This window comes from Klebsiella quasipneumoniae subsp. quasipneumoniae (genome assembly GCF_020525925.1).
Classification (GTDB): Bacteria; Pseudomonadota; Gammaproteobacteria; order Enterobacterales; family Enterobacteriaceae; genus Klebsiella; species Klebsiella quasipneumoniae.
Genome location: NZ_CP084876.1, coordinates 1,941,114 through 1,961,439 on the forward strand (window position 1 = coordinate 1,941,114; position 20,326 = coordinate 1,961,439).

Genomic DNA, 20,326 nt, shown 5'->3' on the forward strand with positions numbered 1-20,326 from the left:
TATCAGATGATCACCACCGACGATGGCCTGCGCGCTGTCTGCGAAGCGGCAAGCGCGGCCTCCGCCGTCGCTCTGGATACGGAATTTGTCCGTACCCGCACCTATTACCCGCAGCTGGGCCTGCTGCAGCTGTTCGACGGCCACCAGGTCTCTCTGATCGATCCCTTGACGATTAACGACTGGGCGCCGATGCGCGACCTGCTGCTCAATCCGGATGTGACCAAATACCTGCATGCCGGCAGCGAAGATTTAGAAGTCTTCCTCAACGCGTTCAACCTGATGCCGCAGCCGCTGATCGACACCCAGATCCTGGCGGCTTTCTGCGGTCGGCCGATGTCCTGGGGCTTTGCCTCGATGGTGGAAGAGTATTCCGGGGTCGCGCTGGACAAAAGCGAATCCCGCACCGACTGGCTGGCGCGACCGCTAACCGAGCGTCAGTGTGAATACGCTGCGGCCGACGTCTGGTACCTGCTGCCGATCGCCAGCCAATTAATGGCGGAGACCGATCGCGCGGGCTGGCTATCGGCGGCACTGGACGAATGTCGCCTGATGCAGCAGCGCCGTCAGGAGGTGGTCGACCCGGCCGAGGCCTGGCGCGATATCGGCAACGCCTGGCAGCTGCGTACCCGCCAGCTGGGCTGCCTGCAGCTGCTGGCGGAGTGGCGTCTGCGCAAAGCGCGTGAGCGCGACCTGGCGGTGAACTTTGTGGTGCGGGAAGAGCATCTGTGGAGCGTGGCGCGCTATATGCCCACCAGCCTCGGCGAGCTCGACAGCCTCGGGTTGTCCGGTAGCGAAATTCGCTTCCATGGCAAAACGCTGATCGGCCTGGTCGAGAAAGCCCAGGCGCTGCCGGAGTCGTCGCTGCCGGCGCCGCTGCAGAATCTGATCGACATGCCGGGCTACCGCAAAGCCTTTAAAGAGATTAAAGCGCTGGTGCAGGAAGTGAGCGCGGAGAAGGGCGTAAGCGCGGAGCTGCTGGCGTCGCGTCGACAGATCAACCAGCTGCTGAACTGGCACTGGCAGCTGAAAACGCAGGCCGCTGAACCTGAGCTGATTTCCGGTTGGCGTGGTGAGCAAATGGGCGAACGGCTGATGACGCTGTTAAACGACTATCCGCGCTAGCGGGCGGTCTGGTTCAGGCTATAAAAAAACCGGCGGCGCGTGGCGTAGCCGGTTTTTTTTCGGGATGGAACAGCAGGTCAGGGTTTCGACTCTTCCGTTTCGGGTAGGGTCACGTTCAGCTCAAGAATAGAAATATCACCGTCCCGTTGCTCCAGCTGCACGCTGACCATCTCCGGGTCGATCTGCACGTATTTACAGATCACTTCCAGGATATCTTTGCGCAACTGCGGCAGGTAATGCGGCTCCGCGTCCCCGCGGCGGCGCTCGGCGACGATGATTTGCAGGCGTTCTTTCGCAATATTAGCCGTGTTCTTTTTTCGCGAGAGAAAAAAGTCGAGTAAAGCCATAATTTATCCTCCGAACAGGCGTTTGAGGAATCCTTTCTTCTCTTCTTCAATGAAGCGGAAAGGGCGTTCTTCTCCGAGCAGACGTTCAACGGTATCGGCATAGGCTTTGCCTGCGTCCGACGCGGCATCGAGGATCACGGGCTCACCCTGGTTGGATGCGCGCAGGACTGACTGGTCTTCCGGGATCACGCCCACCAGGTTGATGCGCAGAATCTCCAGCACGTCTTCCATGCTCAGCATATCGCCTTTATTGACGCGGCCTGGATTGTAGCGGGTCAGCAGCAGGTGCTCTTTGATCGGCTCTTCGCCATTTTCCGCGCGGCGGGATTTGGAGGCGAGAATGCCAAGGATACGGTCGGAGTCGCGAACGGAGGAGACTTCCGGGTTGGTGGTGATAATGGCTTCATCAGCGAAATAGAGCGCCATCAGCGCACCGGTTTCAATGCCTGCCGGGGAATCACAGACGATGAAATCGAACTCCATCTTCTTCAGTTCTTCGAGAACTTTGTCGACGCCTTCGCGGGTCAGGGCGTCTTTATCCCGGGTCTGGGAAGCCGGGAGAATGTAGAGGTTTTCCGTGCGCTTATCTTTGATCAGCGCCTGGTTCAATGTGGCATCGCCCTGGATGACGTTGACGAAATCATAAACGACGCGACGTTCGCAGCCCATAATCAGGTCGAGGTTACGCAGGCCGATGTCGAAGTCGATAACGACGGTTTTCTTTCCCTTCTGGGCCAAACCTGTAGCGATGGCCGCGCTGGAGGTGGTCTTGCCAACGCCCCCTTTACCCGAAGTCACAACAATAATGCGTGCCATAGAAATTCCTTGTTAAAAAGGGATTAATTTAACGGTTGAATTGTCAAAGCGCTTTCGCCTAAACGCAGGCGTGCCGCTTTGCCATAAAATTCGGCCGGGATGTTATCGCTCAGCCAATATTCCCCGGCGATGGAGACCAGCTCCGCCGCAAGGTGGGTACAAAATATCTGGGCGTCTCTGTCGCCACCGGCGCCTGCCAATGCGCGTCCTCGCATCATGCCATATACATGGATATTGCCGTCAGCGATAAGTTCCGCGCCGGCACTCACATGATTTGTAACAATAAGATCACAGTGTGGCGCATAAATGCGCTGACCGGAACGTACCGGCTGGTCAATCAAACGCGTTTTTGTGATCTGGTTAGCAACTGGCGGCGGCGGGGCAGGTTCGGACGGTGCCGGACGAGGGGCTTTTTCTTTCCCTTCGGTTAATAACGGGATACCGGCGCGGTCGATTTCGGTTTTCAGGCGCGGGATTTTGCATCCGCTGACGCCCATAATACGTAAACCGGTCGCGGCGATAGCCTCGTTGACGGCGCGCCATTCGACGCTCTCCTCGACGCTGGCGATATTCACCACCACCGGAGCATGGCGTAAAAAGGCGGGAGCCTGGGCGATTTTGTCTTCTAACGCCTGACGAATAACCTCGGGATTTGCATCGTGCAAATGAACGACAGATAACGTGAAGCTACTGCCTTTAAGTTCGATTGGCGTATTTGACATCCTGGCCTTACTCAATTTGCTGTTTATCGACCGCCGAAGTGCGGTGATATTCCGAAGACTAAAAGGCATGTTATAGTCACTCATATATTGAGGCAAGTGACCACGGGTCTAATTCCGAGTAAAACTATGTTTTGTGTGATCTATCGAAGTACTAAACGTGAACAAACCTATTTATACGTTGAAAAAAAGGACGATTTCTCACGCGTTCCTGACGAGCTGATGCGCGGCTTCGGCACGCCGCAAATGGCGATGCTGCTGCCGCTGGATGGGCGCAAAAAACTGGTTAACGCCGACCTCGAAAAAGTGAAACAGGCGTTAAGCGAACAGGGCTATTACCTGCAACTTCCTCCGCCGTCTGAAAATCTACTAAAGAAACACCTGGCGGAACAGGGGAAACAATCCGATTAACCCACGAGGGAAAATAATGTACCAACATCATAACTGGCAGGGAGCGCTCCTGGATTATCCGGTGAGCAAAGTGGTTTGCGTCGGCAGTAATTATGCAAAGCACATCAAGGAAATGGGCAGTGCGACGCCGGAAGAGCCGGTGCTGTTTATTAAACCTGAGAGCGCGCTGTGCGATCTCCGTCAGCCGTTGGTGCTTCCTGAGGGGCTGGGCTCGGTGCATCACGAAGTCGAGCTGGCGGTGCTGATCGGCGGTACGCTGCGTCAGGCGACGGAAGAGCATGTGCAGAAAGGGATTGCCGGCTATGGCGTCGCATTGGATCTCACCCTGCGCGACCTGCAGGCGAAGATGAAAAAGGCCGGACAGCCGTGGGAAAAGGCCAAAGGCTTCGATAACGCCTGTCCGATCTCCGGCTTTATTCCGGCCGCCGAGTTCCACGGCGACCCGCAGAATACGCCGTTAAGCCTGAAGATTAACGGCGAGGTGCGCCAGCAGGGCACCACCGCCGACATGATCCATCAGATCGTGCCGCTGATCGCCTATATGTCGCGCTTCTTTACTCTCAAAGCCGGGGACGTGATCCTCACCGGCACCCCGGAAGGGGTAGGGCCGCTGCACAGCGGCGACGAGCTGGTGGTCGGCTTCAACGGCCTGTCGCTCACCACCCGGGTACTGTAAGCGCGGTTTGCCGCCTTTTGGGGCGGCAAAACTTGCATCGTCGTGCCAGACTGGTTATAAGGTGCACCCTTAACTGGCAACGACGGACACTTCGATGAGCGAACAACCTTTCTGGCAACAAAAAACCCTGGATGACATGACCGACGCGGAGTGGGAATCGCTGTGTGACGGTTGCGGCCAGTGCTGCCTGCATAAGCTGATGGATGAAGATACCGATGAGATCTACTTCACCAACGTCGCCTGCCGTCAGCTCAATATCAAAACCTGCCAGTGCCGTAACTACGAGCGTCGCTTCGAATATGAGCCGGACTGCATCAAGCTCACGCGCGAAAATCTGCCGACTTTCGAATGGCTGCCGCCGACCTGCGCCTATCGCCTGCTGGCGGAAGGCAAGCCTCTGCCGGCCTGGCACCCGCTGCTGACCGGCTCAAAAGCGGCGATGCACGGCGAACGCATCTCCGTCCGTCATATTGCGGTGCCCGAGTCCACCGTTGTCGACTGGCAGGACCACATCCTTAATCTGCCTGACAGGGCGCGGTAAGCGCCGTCACGCTTTTTTCGCGTGGAACAGCCCGTTTTCACCGTCGGTTTCATCCGCCACCCAGAAGTGAATATTGAAGCGGGCATCGTCGCTGAGTTCGACGCGGTGCCAGTACTGCGGCGGACTGGCGGCAAACTGCCCGGCATGAATGACGACTTTTTTCTCCGGCTCCGTCGCCTGTTCATTGGCAAAACCGTAATAGGTCACCGTACCTTCCATGACGCACAGCTGACCGAAGACGCCGGCTGCGGTGTTGTGGTGGCTCAGCAGGGCGGCGGGGACGTTCTCTTTGGTAAAGAACGGGGTGGAGCGTTTAACTTTCCAGTCTGCGGGGATCAGTAAAGATGACATGTGAGCTCCTGTGGGGCTATATAAGATGTATTTAATATGCATCTTTTGATGGCCGTGGTCAACCGCAGACAGGAAACGATTCAGCGATGAACAGCAGGCACAAAAAAACGCCCCGGAGGGCGTTTCATGATGCGCGGGACTCACAGCGGCTTAGCGGCCAAACAGATCGCGCTTTTTCGCTTTAAAAGGCTGAGCAACGATCACCAGGATAGCCACCACCAGATAGGCCGCGAAAATGCCCACCAGCCATTGCGGCATCTCCAGCGACAGGAACTGCCACTGGCGTACCGAACAGTCGCCGGACGCGACAAACACCTGCGGCAACCATTTATCCAGCGGCAGCCAGCTCGGGAAGCGGGCGGCGAAATCACAGGTTTGGAACGGCGATGGGTGCAACTGGATCATCGTATGTTCCCACGCCAGCTGCAGCCCACGTACCGCGCTGTACAGCCAAATCAGCATGGCGACATAGCGCAGCGGCGTTTTGGGGGCAATGGCGCCCACCAGCCCCGCGCCCATGATGCCAAACAGGGCGCAGCGTTCATAAATGCACATCACACACGGCTGCAGCAGCATCACGTGCTGGAACCACAGCGCGACGAGTTCGAGAATGAACGCGGTCAATGCCATCAGGAGCCAGGCGCCGCGTCCCCGCGAGCACTGGTTTAAATATTGCAACATAATCATTTCCCTGGAAGATGCTAAATCATGGCAGTGTAAACGAAAACCGAACCGACGCCAGCGGCCCGGCGGAAAATATTACGTAACTGGTTATTGAATCGCCCGGGCGAACCCGGGCGACGGGTGGATCAGGGCAGGGTGGGGGTAACCAGCCAGCCGTGAGCCAGCAACCATTCGGTGACCGGCATCAGGGTGAACTCGACGCACAGCAGGCCGACCAGCGTCAGCACGAGGGTGTAGGGCAGAGCCATCCACACCATGCGGCCATAGGAGAGCCGGATAAGCGGCGCCAGCGCGGAAGTCAGCAGGAAGAGGAATGCCGCCTGGCCGTTCGGGGTGGCCACTGACGGCAGGTTGGTGCCGGTATTGATCGCCACCGCCAGCATCTCAAACTGCTTCAGGCTGATGGCGCCATGCTCGAGGGCGGTTTTCGCTTCGTTGATGTAGACCGTACCGACAAAAACGTTATCCGAGATGGACGACAGCAGGCCGTTAAACAGATAAAACAGCGACAGCTGCGCGTGCGGCGAGGCCTGCAGAACAAACTCGATGACCGGCGTGAACAGCTGCTGGTCGATGATCACCGCCACGACGGCAAAGAATACCGTCAGCAGCGCGGTGAAGGGCAACGCCTCGGTGAACGCCTTGCCAATCGCATGTTCATCGGTCACGCCGGTAAAGGTGGTAGCGAGAATGATCACCGACAGGCCAATGAGGCCGACTTCGGCAAGGTGCAATGCGAGGGCTGCGATCAGCCAGACGCCAATCAGCGCCTGGGCAATCAGCCGCAGCCGTTCCTGACGACTGCGCTGCGCGCGGCTGCGATCGTCAAAGTCCTGCAGCACCTTTCGGACCGTCGGCGGCAGCGGTTCGCCGTAGCCAAACAGGCGATACTTTTCCACCAGCAGACAGGTCAGCAGCCCGCAGACCAGCACCGGCAGCGTGATGGGCGACATGCGAATGAAGAATTCGCCAAAATGCCAGCCCGCCGCTTTGGCGATAATTAAGTTTTGCGGCTCGCCGACCATGGTCATGACGCCGCCGAGCGCGGTACCGACGCCGGCGTGCATCATCAGGCTGCGCAGAAAACCGCGGAACTGCTCCAGCACCTCGCGGTAGTGCTGATCGATATGGCTGTCGTCCTGCACATCGCTATCGTCGGGGCGCGCCGAGGCGACGCGGTGATAGATGCCGTAAAACCCGACGGCGACGCTAATCACCACCGCCACCACGGTGAGCGCATCGAGAAAGGCGGAGAGGAAGGCGGCGGCCAGGCAGAAGGCCAGCGACAGCAGCATTTTGCTGCGGATGCCGAGCAGCAGGCGCGTAAAGACGAAGAGCAGCAGCTGCTTCATAAAGTAGATGCCCGCCACCATGAACATCAGCAGGAGCAGCACTTCCAGGTTGCTGGCGATCTCATCCCGCACATGACCCGGGCTGGTCATGCCGATCAGCACCGCTTCAAATGCCAGCAGCCCCCCCGGCAGCAGTGGATAGCACTTCAGCGCCATGGCGAGGGTAAAGATAAACTCAACCACCAGCAGCCAGCCGGCGACAAACGGCGCTAAGGCGAACACCAGCGGATTGATGATTAAGAAAATAATTAATGCCAGCTTGTACCAGTCAGGCGACTGGCCAAGAAAATTGCGCCACAGCGCGCGGCCATAAGAAATTTCCACGACAGAATCCTTCCCCGTCAATTAGTACATGATTTTGTGCGTAACGATTGGCAAGAGTATCAGCTGAGCAAAATGAGAAGCAACTTTCTTCGCAGCGCGGCGGCGGTTACGGGAGAGAAGGAAAAGCGTAAAGTAAAAACGGAAAATGAAACGGCGATCCCTTTTTAATTCACTTGCGATGCTATCTGCGCTATAGCGGCTCTGGTATGATGAGTGCAATTGCAACAATGTGTAATGGAAATATTATTATGGTCATTAAGGCGCAGAGCCCTGCGGGTTTCGCGGAAGAGTATATCATTGAGAGCATCTGGAATAACCGCTTCCCACCTGGATCGATTCTCCCCGCTGAACGCGAGCTTTCTGAGCTGATCGGTGTCACCCGCACCACTCTGCGCGAAGTGTTGCAGCGTCTGGCGCGTGACGGCTGGTTGACCATTCAGCACGGCAAACCCACCAAAGTGAACAACTTCTGGGAGACCTCCGGGCTGAATATCCTTGAAACGCTGGCGCGTCTCGATCACGACAGCGTCCCGCAGCTGATTGATAACCTGCTCTCCGTGCGCACCAATATTTCCACGATTTTTATTCGCACCGCGTTCCGTCAGCATCCGGATAAAGCGCTGGCGGTGCTGGACAGCGCCCGGGAAGTGGAAGATCACGCCGACGCCTTCGCCGACCTCGATTACAACATTTTCCGCGGTCTGGCGTTCGCCTCCGGCAATCCGATCTATGGTCTGATCCTCAACGGCATGAAGGGGCTGTATACCCGCATTGGCCGCCACTATTTCTCCAGCCCGGAAGCGCGCAGCCTGGCGCTGGGCTTTTATCATCAGCTGGCGAAGGTGTGCGAAGGCGGCCTGCACGATCAGGTGTATGAGCTGGTTCGTCGCTACGGCCATGACAGCGGCGAGATCTGGCACCGGATGCAGAAATCGCTGCCCGGCGATTTAGCCATGAATGTGCGTTAAGCTGGCTATTCGCCATCGATAAACACAATAAGGGGGCCGATGGCCCCCTTCGTCGTTTTATACGTCCCGTAAAGCTATAGCGCGTTCGGCCGCGCCGGGCAGCGGTCCAGTAGCTCAATGCTGCCGTCGGCGTTCTGCTGCTCCAGCAGCACATCGAACCCCCACAGACGATGCACATGTTTCAGCACTTCGCGCCGCCCTTTGTCCAGCGGGACGCGGTTGTGCGGCACATAGCGCAACGTCAGCGAGCGGTCGCCGCGCAGGTCAACGTTCCACACCTGGATATTCGGCTCAAGATTGCTGAGGTTATATTGCGCTGAGAGCTTGTTGCGGATCTCGCGATAGCCCTCTTCGTTGTGGATCGCCGAGATCTCGAGATAATTGTTGTGGTCGTCGTCGAGCACGGTGAAGAAGCGGAAATCGCGCATGATCTTCGGCGACAGGAACTGGCTGATAAAGCTCTCATCCTTGAAGTCGCGCATGGCGAAATGCAGCGTTTCCAGCCAGTCGGAACCGGCGATATCCGGGAACCAGTACTTGTCCTCTTCGGTGGGCGACTGGCAGATGCGCTTGATGTCCTGGAACATGGCGAAGCCCAGCGCGTAGGGGTTAATCCCACTGTACCACGGACTGTTGTATGGCGGCTGGAACACCACGTTCGTGTGGCTGTGGAGAAACTCCAGCATAAAGCGCTCGGTCACTTTCCCTTCGTCATAGAGATGATTGAGGATGGTGTAGTGCCAGAAGGTGGCCCACCCCTCGTTCATCACCTGGGTCTGTTTCTGCGGGTAGAAATACTGGCTGACTTTGCGCACGATGCGCAGGATCTCGCGCTGCCACGATTCCAGCAGCGGGGCGTTCTTCTCCATAAAGTACAGCAGGTTCTCCTGCGGTTCGGAAGGGTAGCGGCGGGCGGACTCAATCGCCTTCTCCTCTTCGCGCTTCGGCAGGGTGCGCCACAGCATATTCACCTGGCTCTGCAGATACTCTTCCCGGCTTTTCTGCCGCGCCTTCTCCTCCTGCAGAGAGATTTTTTGCGGACGTTTATAGCGGTCGACGCCGTAGTTCATCAGCGCATGGCAGGAGTCGAGCAGTTTCTCCACTTCGTCGACGCCATAGCGTTCTTCGCACTCGGTAATGTATTTGCGGGCGAAGATCAGGTAGTCGATGATTGAGCTGGCGTCGGTCCAGCTGCGAAACAGGTAATTGTTTTTAAAGAACGAGTTATGCCCGTAGCAGGCGTGCGCCATCACCAGCGCCTGCATGGTGATGGTGTTTTCTTCCATCAGGTAGGCGATACAGGGGTTGGAGTTGATGACAATCTCATACGCCAGGCCCTGCTGGCCGTGCTTATAGGCCTGCTCGGTCTCAATGAATTTTTTGCCGAACGACCAGTGCGGATAGTTGATGGGCATGCCGACGCTGGAGTAGGCGTCCATCATCTGCTCGGAAGTAATGACTTCGATCTGGTGCGGGTAGGTGTCAAGACGATAGAGCTTAGCGACCCGGTCCACTTCGGCCAGGTAGGTCTCCAGTAACTCAAACGTCCAGTCGGGTCCATCGCTTAAACGGGTGGTGTCCCTGTTCATGGAGTCAATCGTAGCCATTAGCGCGCCCTCGTTGTTGTTGGTTTTCTCTGAACGGAAAACCTCTAAACAAGCATAGAACACCGCACAGCAAACTGTGTTGTCAGCCAATCGCTTTTCTTCGCGATTTCCCCATCTCAAAGCCGTTTTTTGCGCTTATTTACAGAATATAATGCTGGGTAAAAATAAAGCGCAGCATGAGATCGTAAATCTCGCAGCGCAGGGCTGGTGCGGTTTGCTGTGAGTTAAGTCACCATAAATAAAGCGTATGTTGAATAATATTTTCATCTGAGTTATCAATTTGTAATTAGATGATTGTTCTTTAACTGTTACGGAGTCGCTATGCGTGTCGTCATACTGGGAAGTGGGGTGGTTGGGGTAGCCAGCGCGTGGTATTTGAGTCAGGCGGGTCATGAGGTGACGGTTATCGACCGTCAGCCCGGTCCGGCAGAGGAGACCAGCGCGGCCAACGCCGGGCAGATTTCTCCCGGCTATGCGGCGCCCTGGGCGGCGCCGGGGGTGCCGCTGAAGGCGATAAAATGGATGTTCCAGCGCCATGCGCCGCTGGCGATCGGCCTTGACGGCACGTCGTTCCAGCTGAAGTGGATGTGGCAGATGCTGCGCAACTGCGACACCCGCCACTATATGGAGAACAAAGGCCGGATGGTGCGCCTGGCGGAGTACAGCCGCGACTGCCTGAAGGCGCTGCGCGACACCACCGGCATTCAGTATGAAGGGCGTCAGGGCGGGACGCTGCAGCTGTTCCGTACCGCCAAACAGTATGAAAACGCCACCCGCGACATCGCGGTGCTGGAGGACGCCGGCGTGCCGTATCAGCTGCTGGAGGCGAAGCGGCTGGCGGAAGTGGAGCCCGCGCTGGCGGAGGTCAGCCACAAACTGACCGGCGGCCTGCGCCTGCCAAACGATGAAACCGGCGACTGCCAGCTGTTTACCACCCGTCTGGCGGCGATGGCGGAACAGGCCGGGGTCACCTTCCGCTTCAATACCCCGGTGGACGCCCTGCTGCAGGAGGGCGATCGCATTGCCGGGGTGAAATGCGGCGATGAGATTATCAAAGGCGACGCCTATGTGATGGCCTTCGGCTCCTACTCGACGGCGATGCTCAAGGGGCTGGTGGATATTCCGGTCTACCCGCTGAAAGGCTATTCGTTAACCATCCCGATTGCCCAGGAAGACGGCGCGCCGGTTTCCACTATCCTTGATGAGACGTATAAAATCGCCATCACCCGTTTCGATCAGCGCATTCGCGTCGGCGGTATGGCCGAGATCGTCGGTTTTAACAAAGCGCTGCTGCAGCCGCGTCGGGAAACTCTGGAAATGGTGGTGCGCGACCTGTTCCCGCGCGGCGGCCACGTTGAGCAGGCCACCTTCTGGACCGGCCTGCGGCCGATGACGCCGGACGGCACGCCGGTGGTCGGGCGCACGGCGTTTAAAAACCTGTGGCTCAACACCGGTCACGGTACCCTCGGCTGGACCATGGCCTGCGGCTCAGGGCAGCTTATCAGCGATTTGATCTCCGGCCGCACGCCGGCGATCCCTTACGACGATCTGGCGGTCGCCCGCTACAGCCCCGGGTTCACCCCGGCGCGTCCGCAGCATCTGCATGGCGCACACAACTAAGGAGCTTGCATGACCCGTCCGGTAGTGGCCAGCATCGACCTGCTGGCCTTGCGGCAGAATTTACAGATAGTGCGTCGCGCGGCCCCCGGGTCGCGCCTGTGGGCGGTGGTCAAAGCTAATGCTTATGGCCATGGCGTGGCGCGGGTATGGAGTGCGTTGAGCGCGGCGGATGGTTTCGCCTTGCTCAACCTGGAAGAGGCGATCCTGCTGCGCGAGCAGGGCTGGAAAGGTCCGATCCTGCTACTGGAGGGCTTCTTCCATGCCGATGAGCTGGCGGTGCTGGATCAATATCGCTTAACCACCAGCGTTCACAGCAACTGGCAGATTAAGGCGCTGCAGCAGGCGAAGCTGCGCGCGCCGCTGGATATCTATCTCAAGGTGAACAGCGGCATGAACCGGCTGGGCTTTATGCCGGAGCGGGTGCATACCGTCTGGCAGCAGCTGCGGGCGATAAGCAACGTCGGCGAGATGACGCTGATGTCGCACTTCGCGGAGGCGGAGAACCCGCAGGGGATTGTCGAGCCGATGCGCCGTATTGAACAAGCGGCGGAGGGACTGGATTGCCCGCGCTCGCTGGCTAACTCGGCGGCGACCCTCTGGCATCCGGAAGCGCATTTTGACTGGGTTCGACCGGGCATCGTGCTGTATGGCGCGTCGCCCTCCGGGCAGTGGCAGGATATCGCGAACACCGGCCTGAAGCCGGTGATGGCCCTGCGCAGCGAAATCATCGCCGTGCAGAACCTGCGCCCCGGCGAGGCGATCGGCTATGGCGGCCTGTATCGCACCACCCAGGAGCAGCGGATCGGCATCGTCGCCTGCGGCTATGCCGACGGCTATCCGCGGGTGGCGCCGAGCGGCACGCCGGTGCTGGTGGACGGCGTGCGGACCACCACCGTCGGGCGCGTGTCGATGGATATGCTGGCGGTCGATTTAACCCCCTGTCCGCAGGCCGGGATTGGCGCGCCGGTCGAACTGTGGGGCAAAGAGATTAAAATCGACGACGTGGCGGCCAGCTGCGGCACCGTCGGCTATGAGCTGATGTGCGCCCTGGCGCCGCGGGTGCCGGTTGTGACGCTGTAACGTATTCCGGGGCGGATCACTCCGCCTCGTCTTCCGCGACCCGGACCCCTACCTTCAGCACGTGATCGTTCTCTTTTTCCGCTACTGTCCACACCATCCCGGCGAACTCCACCTGGTCGCCCACCACCGGCGCGGCGCCCAGCAGCTGCTGAACCACTTCCCCCAGCGACTGCTGATGTTCGCGGAACTCCTCTCCGCCGTCGATGCCGTAGATTTGCGCCACATCGGCGAAGCGGGCCTCGGCATCAAGGATAAAGTCGCCGAAAAAGCGCTGGTCGAGCGCCACCGGCGGCGACTGGCTGAACATTTTGCCCAGCGCAGGCAGGTCGTGTTCCCGGCCAATGACGCACAGGATATCGCCTTCCCGCAGGCGGGTGCTGCCGGTGGGGTGCAGCAGGACATTGTTGCGAAACAGCGCGGCAATCCGCGTCTCCGGCGGCATATGCAGGTCGCGCAGCGCCGCGCCGATGCACCATTTATCGGCCCCCAGCTGGTAGACGAACTGCTCCCACGGGTTTTCCGGGTGAATATCCAGCCCGACGCGGGAGATGGGCCAGCTGACGGGGGGCACCACCACTTTGGCTTTTTTCGCCGCCCACGATAGCGAGGTGCCCTGCAGCAGTAGCGACACCAGCACCACGAAGAAGGCGACATTGAAGAACAGGCGGGCGTTGTCCAGGCCGGCCATCATCGGGAACACCGCGAGAATAATCGGCACCGCGCCGCGCAGGCCAACCCAGCTGATAAACACCCGTTCACGGAGGTTAAATCCGCGGAACGGCAGCAGACCGGCAAACACCGACAGCGGACGGGCAATGAAAATCATCCACATCGACAGCAGCAGCGCCGGGATAGCGATCGGCAGCAGGTCGGAGGGCGTCACCAGCAGGCCCAGCACCAGGAACATGGCGATTTGCGCCAGCCACGCCAGACCGTCGAAGTTCTGCAGGATACCGTGCCGGTTGCGGATCGGCCGGTTGCCCAGCAAAAAGCCGCAGAGATAGACGGCGAGGATACCGCTGCCGTCGAGGGTGGTGGTGACGGCGAAAATCATGATCCCGCCGCTCAGCGCCAGCAGCGGATAGAGCCCGGCGGGCAGCACGATGCGGTTGATCATCTGCAGCAGCAGGTAGCCGCCGCCGAGGCCGATGACGATCCCGAGGCCAAACTGTTGAATGATATGCACGGCGAACATCCAGCTGAGGCCGGTCTGGTGCTGCTGGATCATTTCGATCAGGGTGATGGTCAGGAAAACCGCCATCGGGTCGTTACTGCCTGACTCAATTTCCAGCGTCGAGCCGACGCGCTCGTTGAGCCCCTTGCCGCCGAGCAGCGAGAAGACCGCCGCGGCGTCGGTGGAGCCGACAATGGCGCCGATCAGCAGGCCTTCGATCATATCCAGTTTGAACAGCCAGGCTGCCATCATCCCGGTGAGCGCCGAAGTGATCAGCACCCCGACCGTCGCCAGCGACAGCGCCGGCCATAGCGCCACGCGAAAGGAGCTGGCCTGGGTGCGCATCCCGCCGTCCAGCAGGATCACCGCCAGCGCCAGGTTACTCACCATGTAGGCGAAGGGGTAGTTGTCGAAGGGGATGCCGCCGATGCCGTCAATGCCTGCCAGCATCCCGATAGCCAGAAAGATGACCAGAATCGGGATGCCAAGGCGAGAAGAAAAGGAGCTCAATAAGATACTGCAGGTTACTAAAACAGAACCCAGAATAAACAGACTAATGACCGCAGCGGCGTCCAATGTTCACGTACTCCCTGACTGGCGTGAAAAAATGGCTAAAAGTGACACTATTTTAACAATTCGCAGGGGATCCGCCTATGCGTCTGACAAATTTATTCTGCCAGCACCGGGTGGCCGCTGATTGTCAGGGTGGTGGCCGCCGCCTGATTCACCAGCCGCGCGCGCGCCCCCAGCGGCAGGGTCACCGTGCGCTGCTCGTGACCAAACTCCAGTCCGCTAATCATCGGTACAGAGAGCTGCTGGCGCAGGTAATCAAAGACCTGCGGCAGGTCGTATCCCGCGTCATAGTCGTTCGGCGTGCCGCCGGTGAAGCTGCCGAAGATCACCGCCTTCTGCGCCGCCAGTACGCCGCTGTGCAACAGCTGAAGCAGCATGCGTTCGACGCGGAACGGGTGCTCATTGATATCCTCCACCACCAGGATGCCGTCGCGGATCGCCGGCAGCCACGGGGTGCCGATAAGCGAGGTCAGCATCGCCAGATTCCCGCCCCACAGGGTGCCTTCCACCCGGCAGTTCGGCCCTTCGCCCGGCCATTCGAGGGTGAATTCCGGCTGGCGCAGCGCCTGCCAGAAATGGTGTTCGGTAAACGGATCGAGGGTCTCCGCGCCGAAGTTGCCCGCGAGCATCGGCCCGCTGAAGGTGACGACATTGCCCAGGGCCAGCAGGCCCGATTGGATGGCGGTGAAATCGCTGTGGCCGCAAATCAGCAGCGGGTCGCGCTGCTGGCGGGCAATCAGCCCCTGCCAGTCGATATGCGGCAGCAGACGACTGGCGCCGTAGCCGCCGCGCACCGCGAGGACGATCCGGTTGCGCCCGGGCAGCTGGGCAAGCTGGTTAATATCGGCCAGCCGTTCATGTTCAGTCCCGGCGAAACGCTGCAGCCGGCGGGGAATGACCTGCTGGTGGGCCACCTCGTGTCCGGCCTGCTGCAGACGCTCGACGCCGCGGGCCGCCGCCTGCTGGTTGATGCAATATCCGGATGGCGCGACCAGATAAAACTGAGACATGATAATTCCTTGCTATGAATGAAAGGGTTATGATGCCGCCTGGAATGGCGATTGTCATCTCCAGGTGGCTAACTTCAGTCCGCACCCGTCATCCTTCTGGCTGTCGGCGGGCGGGGGACGTACCGCTGCCGTCGTTCTGCAGCATGATGGCGTTTGGGTAGATAAGGATAGATGTGTGAAATTGAGATGGTTGCTTATTTTAGTCGTTTTTCTGGCCGGTTGTAGTTCGAAACATGATTACACCAATCCGCCGTGGAACCCCGAGGTCCCGGTGAAGCGGGCGATGCAGTGGATGCCGATCAGTGAAAAAGCCGGCGCCGCCTGGGGCGTGGATCCGCAGCTGATCACGGCGATCATCGCCATCGAGTCGGGCGGTAACCCTGCGGTAGTGAGTAAATCCGGCGCCGTCGGGCTGATGCAGCTTAAGCCGTCGACCTCCGGACGCGATGTCTATCGGCGAATGGGCTGGCGCGGCGAGCCGTCGGTCAGCGAGCTGAAAAACCCGGAACGGAATATCTCGATGGGGGCCGCCTATCTGAGCATTCTGGAAAACGGCCCGCTGGCGGGGATCAAAGACCCGCAGGTGATGCGCTATGCGGTGGTGGTCTCCTACGCCAACGGCGCGGGCGCGCTGCTGCGCACCTTCTCGTCAAACCGGCAGGACGCCATCGAGGATATTAACGATCTTGACGCCGATGAGTTCTTCGAGCATGTGGTGAAAAAACACCCGGCTCCGCAGGCGCCGCGCTATATCTGGAAGCTGCAGAAAGCGCTGGATGCCATGTAGCCTTACCTTCGCCCCGCCGGTCTGGCGGGGTCCTAATCCTCGGTACGCAGCGACGTGATAACGCTAATCGGCGCTATTAACGCTTTATATTCCCGGTAGCGCTCGGGAAGCGATTCCACGCCGTTTACCGCCACGCAGAGCATGGCCGTCGCGTCATCCTCCTGAGCGCCTTTATGCGCTAACGCTTTTTGTAACGCATTGATGCAGGCATGGGCGTCATGATGCGAAATGCCGTTGATATCGAGACGAATGGTTTTGCAAATGGCCTCTGTCCATAATCCGCCCCACAGAACGCAACCCGTGGGCATGAGCAGGCAACTGAAGATGCTGTAAGCGGTGAGGTCGAGCCAGATAACGGTCTTACTGACAACGATAACGCAGAGGGCGATCGAAGGGATGCTGATGGCCAGCATATTCCATCCGCGGCGCAGCGGACTTAAGGCTAAACCCGCGCTTGCTATCTGTTCCTGCCAGAGGTTACGTCCGGCAATACTCAGGCTGCAGGGCAGATCTTCATGACACGGCTTTCGCACCGCAAAATGGTCAAATAGTATGCTTTCAATGACGTTCATTTCGTGGTTTGCATAGCGTCCGTTGGCCAAAACCTGCCCGGGCTCCGGGCTCCACAGATGCTTATTACTGAGTAAGCTGAACATTGCCAGCTGAATCACCCGGGTCCCTTCTCCGGTCAGCCAGGCCAGCAGCCAGGGGCTAACCTCCATCGCGTGCGGCTGGGGCTGAGCCGCTGGCCGCGTCAGGATAATCATTATACCGATAGCAATATAGATACCCGGGACGATAAGCATAAAACCGCCGAGAAACAGCAGTGGATGCAGATGCATCATAAAATGCCACATACCATCCCCTCGTTAATCCAGCCTCTGCAGACAAAAGGGATACTTAATAAGGTTGATGATTTTTACATATTCACCAAATCTTTCGGGAAGCAGGGCGGTTTTACCGATCGCCACGCAATAATCGGCGTTTTCATCGGTCAGGGTGTCTGCGTCAGCAATAAGCGTCTCCTTCAGGGTATCAATATAGTGATGAAAGATATTAACGGCGATCCCTTCCCGGTCCAGCCGGGTGGCATTTAAGGTGATGCATAACAGCCACAGCCACCACAGGCCGGAAATCATCCCCATTGTCAGCCAGCTGAATACGCTGGAGTGAATTATCGCCTGATTATCAAAAAGCGTTTTCCAGGCGAGCGCGGCGATTAATAGCAGGGAGGGCGCGGCAATCAATATCATATTCCACATGTGGTGCGTTGGGCTGAGCCGTAGCCCTTGGCTGTAAGGATCGGTGGTCCAGTGGTTCTTTTCGGCGACGTGCAGAGAAAGCGGCAGATCCTGGTAACTGGATTTTGGCGTAGCGAAATGGTCAAACAGTATTTTTTCCACACAGGTCATTTTGCATTCTGCGTACTGCTGATTAGCGCAAAGCTGAATATCCTCCGCCGAAGGGATAAGGGTGACATAGTTTTTTCTTAACAGCCTGAACATGGCCAGCTGAATGACGCTGGTGGCGCTATTATGCAGCCAGGCTAAAAAAGAGGGAGACAGGGAATAGGGGAGCGGAACAGGCATGCTTTTTTCAGTGGCGCGGGTTTTCGCAATAATTATATTTACCAGAATATATATCACTGTGGTGGATGATATATGGTAACCCATAAATGATAACGGATGTAAATTGGCGAGATAGCTAACGAAAGGGTTCACTTTTATTCCTTGTGAGCGTCCTAACCTGTTTTCGCCAGCATATTAAGTCCTCTCATCACAGGGGGCAAGTGAAATAATGGCTTGGCATCTTTAAGTCAATATTAGCCATCAAAGCGTGACGTCACCTGTTAACGAAAGCCTCCGCCGTCACGGGCGGAGGCTTATCTTTACGCTGTCAGTTAAAAGTCGTAGCCGACGGTAGCCATCACGCTGCGCTCTGCTCCCCAGTAGCAGTTGCCGGTGCCGTAGCAGCCGGAAACGTATTCACGATTGCCGATATTGTTGGCGTTAACCTGCACATAAGCGCCTTTCAGCCCCGGCGACCAGACGCCGAGGTCGGCCCGCATCATGGCATCCATCAACGTCACCGACGGCAGCCGCGCGGTGTTGGCATCATCCGCCCACTGTTTGCCGATGTAGCGGACGCCGGCGCCCACCGAGATCCCCGCCGGGAACTGATAGCGCGCCCAGAAGGAGGCCATCTGATCCGGGGTCAGCTGCGGCGTGTTGTTGTCGGTACCGTCCTTAGTGTCCTGGAAGCGCAGACGATTCCAGGTATACGAGGCGATAGTGCTCAGCTGCGGCGTGATCTGATGGTGCGCTTCCAGTTCGACGCCCTGGGAATGCACTTTCCCCGCAGGAATATAGGTGGCGGTGGCGATGTTCGGGTCGCGGGTGGCGACATCCTTTTGCGTCAGGTCGTAAATCGCGATGCTATAGAGGTCGCTGCTGCCCGGCGGCTGGAACTTCAGGCCGGCTTCAAACTGTTCGGCGGTGGTCGGTTTCAACGGTTTGCCATCCGCGCCGGGCAGCATCGCCGGCGTAATCGCCTGACTGTAGCTCAGATAGGGTGAAAGCCCGTTGTCCAGAGCGTACAACAGCGAGGCGCGGCCGCTGATATGATCGTCTGAACGGCGGTTCGAGGTGCCCTGGGTGTCGCTGACCTGCTGGGAAACGATGCGGTCATAGCGGGCGGAAACATCCATATGCCAGCGGTCCCAGACCATCTCATCCTGCAGATACAGCCCGGTCTGGTAGTAGCGGCGATTATTGTCATCGCTGTAGGTCACGGTATGCCCGGTCTGGGCGGTATAGCCGGTAAACGGGTTAAGCGGCGCCGCGCCGCCGGCGCCGGTCCACAGATCGTTGCGGAAGCGATGATATTCGGCGCCGAGGATCAGGGTATGCGCCAGATCGCCAGTGTTGAAATCGGCGCGCAGGCGGTTATCGGTTGACCAGCCGTCCAGCGAACCGCGCGAGCCGCTGTAGCCGCGGGCCAGCCTATCGCTGTCATCTATCCAGCCGACCTGGTAGACCTGATCGAGGGAGACGTTGGTGTGGGTGTAGCTCCCGGCGGAATAGACCGACCAGACGTCGGTGAACTGGTGGTCAAACTCATAGCTGTAGATCTGCTGACGGCGCTGATAGCCATCTCCCGGATCGCCCTCGTTGGTGCTGGTGGAGAGCTTACGGCCATTGTGCGCGAAGCGGGTGCCGTCCAGCGGCAAAGAGCCATGATAGCCGCCGGAAGGATCTTTTTGCAGATAGGCGCGCAGCAGCAGCGAGGTGTCGCTGTCCGGCTGCCACAGCAGGGAAGGCGAAATGGCGTAGCGCTCTTCGCGGGTATGGTCATACTGCGTGTCGCTGCTGCGGGTCATACCGATCAGCCGCCATGCCCACTGCTCATTGATGGCATCGGTGTAATCGAAGGCCGCACCTTTGGTATTTTGCGTTCCGCCAGTCAGGCGGACGTGGCCCTGCTGACTGAACTGCGGGCGCTTGGAGGTCAGGTTGACCACGCCGCCCGGCACGCTTTGCCCGTAGAGCGCGGAGGAAGGGCCGCGGATCACATCGACGCGTTCGATAAACTATGGGTCGATCTGCACAACGTTATGGCTGCCGCCGTCGCTCATCAGGCGCATGCCGTCGAGGAACAGGTTATCGACGTCGCCGCCGTGGTAGCCGCGCAGGGAGATGGCGTCAAACCGGGTGGCGCCGCCGCCGAAGCTGGAGTAGACCCCTGGGGTATATTCCAGCGCCTGGCTGATGGTATTCGCCCCCTGATCCGCCATCTGCTGGCGGGTGACAACCGACACCGACTGGGCGGTGGTGATTAACGGCTGGTCGGTTTTCGTCGCCCCGAGCGAGGTGCTGGCGCTATAGCCTTCAGTCGGCGCGCTGGCAGACGCCGGCGGGCTGGCCGTCACCACCACCGTCTCTTCGGCCTGCGCGGTGAAGGGAAGTGCGACCGCGAGGGCGTACAGCAGCCCCGGGCGTTTTCGAGAAATAGCCACGTTCATAAGATCATCCTGAACCAGCGCGGTCTGGTACTCCTGTACGCCGCCGCGGGAAAAACGAATCTGTCATTATTCGTTAAAAAGTAATGCGAATTATTATTGTTTGTATTTGTGCAATCAAGCGAAAAGGTGACCTGTTCAGCGCG

At 58.6% G+C, this 20,326-nt stretch carries 20 protein-coding genes and 1 pseudogene; 9 read left to right on the plus strand and 12 right to left on the minus strand.

Annotated elements, in window-relative coordinates; translation table 11 throughout:
• Window positions 1-6: 6 nt before the first annotated feature.
• Window positions 7-1,122 carry a ribonuclease D gene (gene rnd, locus LGM20_RS09410; protein WP_074186631.1) on the plus strand — a complete coding sequence of 372 codons (1,116 nt, stop codon included), beginning with the start codon at window positions 7-9 and terminating at the stop codon, window positions 1,120-1,122.
• Between the two features lie 77 nt (window positions 1,123-1,199).
• Here rnd and minE read toward each other — a convergent pair whose 3' ends face one another.
• From minE to minC, 3 genes are read right to left on the minus strand one after another with little or no spacing between them, the layout of a single operon-like run.
• Complete coding sequence (gene minE / locus LGM20_RS09415; protein ID WP_004103270.1) at window positions 1,200-1,469, minus strand: cell division topological specificity factor MinE; 270 nt, start codon at window positions 1,467-1,469, stop codon at window positions 1,200-1,202.
• A gap of 3 nt (window positions 1,470-1,472) precedes the next feature.
• Entirely contained in the window at window positions 1,473-2,285 is an 813-nt protein-coding gene (gene minD / locus LGM20_RS09420; protein WP_002910900.1) for a septum site-determining protein MinD, read from the minus strand.
• Window positions 2,286-2,308: 23 nt separating this feature from the next.
• Window positions 2,309-3,007, minus strand: coding sequence for a septum site-determining protein MinC (minC, locus tag LGM20_RS09425; RefSeq protein WP_023290209.1), 699 nt, complete (start codon window positions 3,005-3,007; stop codon window positions 2,309-2,311).
• A gap of 126 nt (window positions 3,008-3,133) precedes the next feature.
• On the opposite strand from minC, the gene LGM20_RS09430 reads away from it, so the two are divergent.
• The 3 genes from LGM20_RS09430 (at window position 3,134) to LGM20_RS09440 (ending at window position 4,632) form a co-directional block, all read left to right on the plus strand.
• The gene (locus LGM20_RS09430; RefSeq protein WP_004203320.1) at window positions 3,134-3,415 is read left to right on the plus strand and encodes a YcgL domain-containing protein; all 282 of its coding nucleotides are present in this window, start codon (window positions 3,134-3,136) and stop codon (window positions 3,413-3,415) included.
• A 16-nt stretch (window positions 3,416-3,431) separates the two neighbouring features.
• Window positions 3,432-4,091 (plus strand): fumarylacetoacetate hydrolase family protein, encoded by a 660-nt coding sequence (locus LGM20_RS09435; protein ID WP_044523955.1) that lies wholly within the window; start codon window positions 3,432-3,434, stop codon window positions 4,089-4,091.
• A 94-nt stretch (window positions 4,092-4,185) separates the two neighbouring features.
• Complete coding sequence (locus LGM20_RS09440; protein ID WP_017900197.1) at window positions 4,186-4,632, plus strand: YcgN family cysteine cluster protein; 447 nt, start codon at window positions 4,186-4,188, stop codon at window positions 4,630-4,632.
• A gap of 6 nt (window positions 4,633-4,638) precedes the next feature.
• Here the strand turns inward: LGM20_RS09440 and LGM20_RS09445 are convergent, their stop codons facing one another.
• The 3 genes from LGM20_RS09445 to nhaB all read right to left on the minus strand — a co-directional run bounded on the left by LGM20_RS09445 (window position 4,639) and on the right by nhaB (window position 7,343).
• A complete protein-coding gene (locus LGM20_RS09445) occupies window positions 4,639-4,983 on the minus strand; it encodes a TehB family protein (RefSeq protein ID WP_044523954.1) in 345 nt (114 codons plus the stop codon).
• Between the two features lie 150 nt (window positions 4,984-5,133).
• Entirely contained in the window at window positions 5,134-5,664 is a 531-nt protein-coding gene (gene dsbB / locus LGM20_RS09450; RefSeq protein WP_004203315.1) for a disulfide bond formation protein DsbB, read from the minus strand.
• Between the two features lie 128 nt (window positions 5,665-5,792).
• Window positions 5,793-7,343 (minus strand): sodium/proton antiporter NhaB, encoded by a 1,551-nt coding sequence (gene nhaB / locus LGM20_RS09455; RefSeq protein WP_044523952.1) that lies wholly within the window; start codon window positions 7,341-7,343, stop codon window positions 5,793-5,795.
• Between the two features lie 248 nt (window positions 7,344-7,591).
• Between nhaB and fadR the strand changes: the two genes are divergently transcribed.
• Window positions 7,592-8,311: a fatty acid metabolism transcriptional regulator FadR gene (fadR, locus tag LGM20_RS09460; protein ID WP_004203311.1), complete on the plus strand. Its 720-nt coding sequence runs from the start codon at window positions 7,592-7,594 to the stop codon at window positions 8,309-8,311.
• Between the two features lie 74 nt (window positions 8,312-8,385).
• Here the strand turns inward: fadR and LGM20_RS09465 are convergent, their stop codons facing one another.
• A complete protein-coding gene (locus tag LGM20_RS09465; protein ID WP_004203310.1) occupies window positions 8,386-9,918 on the minus strand; it encodes a SpoVR family protein in 1,533 nt (510 codons plus the stop codon).
• Between the two features lie 76 nt (window positions 9,919-9,994).
• Between LGM20_RS09465 and LGM20_RS09470 the strand changes: the two genes are divergently transcribed.
• The 3 genes from LGM20_RS09470 (at window position 9,995) to dadX (ending at window position 12,618) form a co-directional block, all read left to right on the plus strand.
• Window positions 9,995-10,141 (plus strand): hypothetical protein, encoded by a 147-nt coding sequence (locus tag LGM20_RS09470; RefSeq protein ID WP_032428909.1) that lies wholly within the window; start codon window positions 9,995-9,997, stop codon window positions 10,139-10,141.
• 98 nt (window positions 10,142-10,239) lie between these two features.
• On the plus strand, window positions 10,240-11,538 hold the full coding sequence (locus LGM20_RS09475) for a D-amino acid dehydrogenase (protein ID WP_044523951.1): 1,299 nt from the start codon (window positions 10,240-10,242) through the stop codon (window positions 11,536-11,538).
• Window positions 11,539-11,547: 9 nt separating this feature from the next.
• The gene (gene dadX / locus LGM20_RS09480; protein ID WP_023290204.1) at window positions 11,548-12,618 is read left to right on the plus strand and encodes a catabolic alanine racemase DadX; all 1,071 of its coding nucleotides are present in this window, start codon (window positions 11,548-11,550) and stop codon (window positions 12,616-12,618) included.
• Window positions 12,619-12,634: 16 nt separating this feature from the next.
• Here the strand turns inward: dadX and LGM20_RS09485 are convergent, their stop codons facing one another.
• Window positions 12,635-14,368, minus strand: a complete 1,734-nt coding sequence (locus LGM20_RS09485) for a potassium/proton antiporter (RefSeq protein WP_023290203.1) — start codon at window positions 14,366-14,368, stop codon at window positions 12,635-12,637.
• Window positions 14,369-14,460: 92 nt separating this feature from the next.
• Window positions 14,461-15,375 (minus strand): muramoyltetrapeptide carboxypeptidase, encoded by a 915-nt coding sequence (ldcA, locus tag LGM20_RS09490; protein ID WP_044523947.1) that lies wholly within the window; start codon window positions 15,373-15,375, stop codon window positions 14,461-14,463.
• Between the two features lie 175 nt (window positions 15,376-15,550).
• Here ldcA and emtA point away from each other — a divergent pair, with 175 nt between their 5' ends.
• Window positions 15,551-16,162, plus strand: coding sequence for a membrane-bound lytic murein transglycosylase EmtA (gene emtA, locus LGM20_RS09495; protein ID WP_044523945.1), 612 nt, complete (start codon window positions 15,551-15,553; stop codon window positions 16,160-16,162).
• A 32-nt stretch (window positions 16,163-16,194) separates the two neighbouring features.
• Here the strand turns inward: emtA and LGM20_RS09500 are convergent, their stop codons facing one another.
• The 3 genes and pseudogenes from LGM20_RS09500 to LGM20_RS09510 all read right to left on the minus strand — a co-directional run bounded on the left by LGM20_RS09500 (window position 16,195) and on the right by LGM20_RS09510 (window position 20,183).
• Complete coding sequence (locus tag LGM20_RS09500; protein ID WP_044523943.1) at window positions 16,195-17,019, minus strand: DUF2207 domain-containing protein; 825 nt, start codon at window positions 17,017-17,019, stop codon at window positions 16,195-16,197.
• Between the two features lie 12 nt (window positions 17,020-17,031).
• Window positions 17,032-17,751 carry a hypothetical protein gene (locus LGM20_RS09505; protein ID WP_224222698.1) on the minus strand — a complete coding sequence of 240 codons (720 nt, stop codon included), beginning with the start codon at window positions 17,749-17,751 and terminating at the stop codon, window positions 17,032-17,034.
• 311 nt (window positions 17,752-18,062) lie between these two features.
• A pseudogene (locus LGM20_RS09510) lies at window positions 18,063-20,183 on the minus strand (TonB-dependent siderophore receptor).
• Window positions 20,184-20,326: the final 143 nt, after the last annotated feature.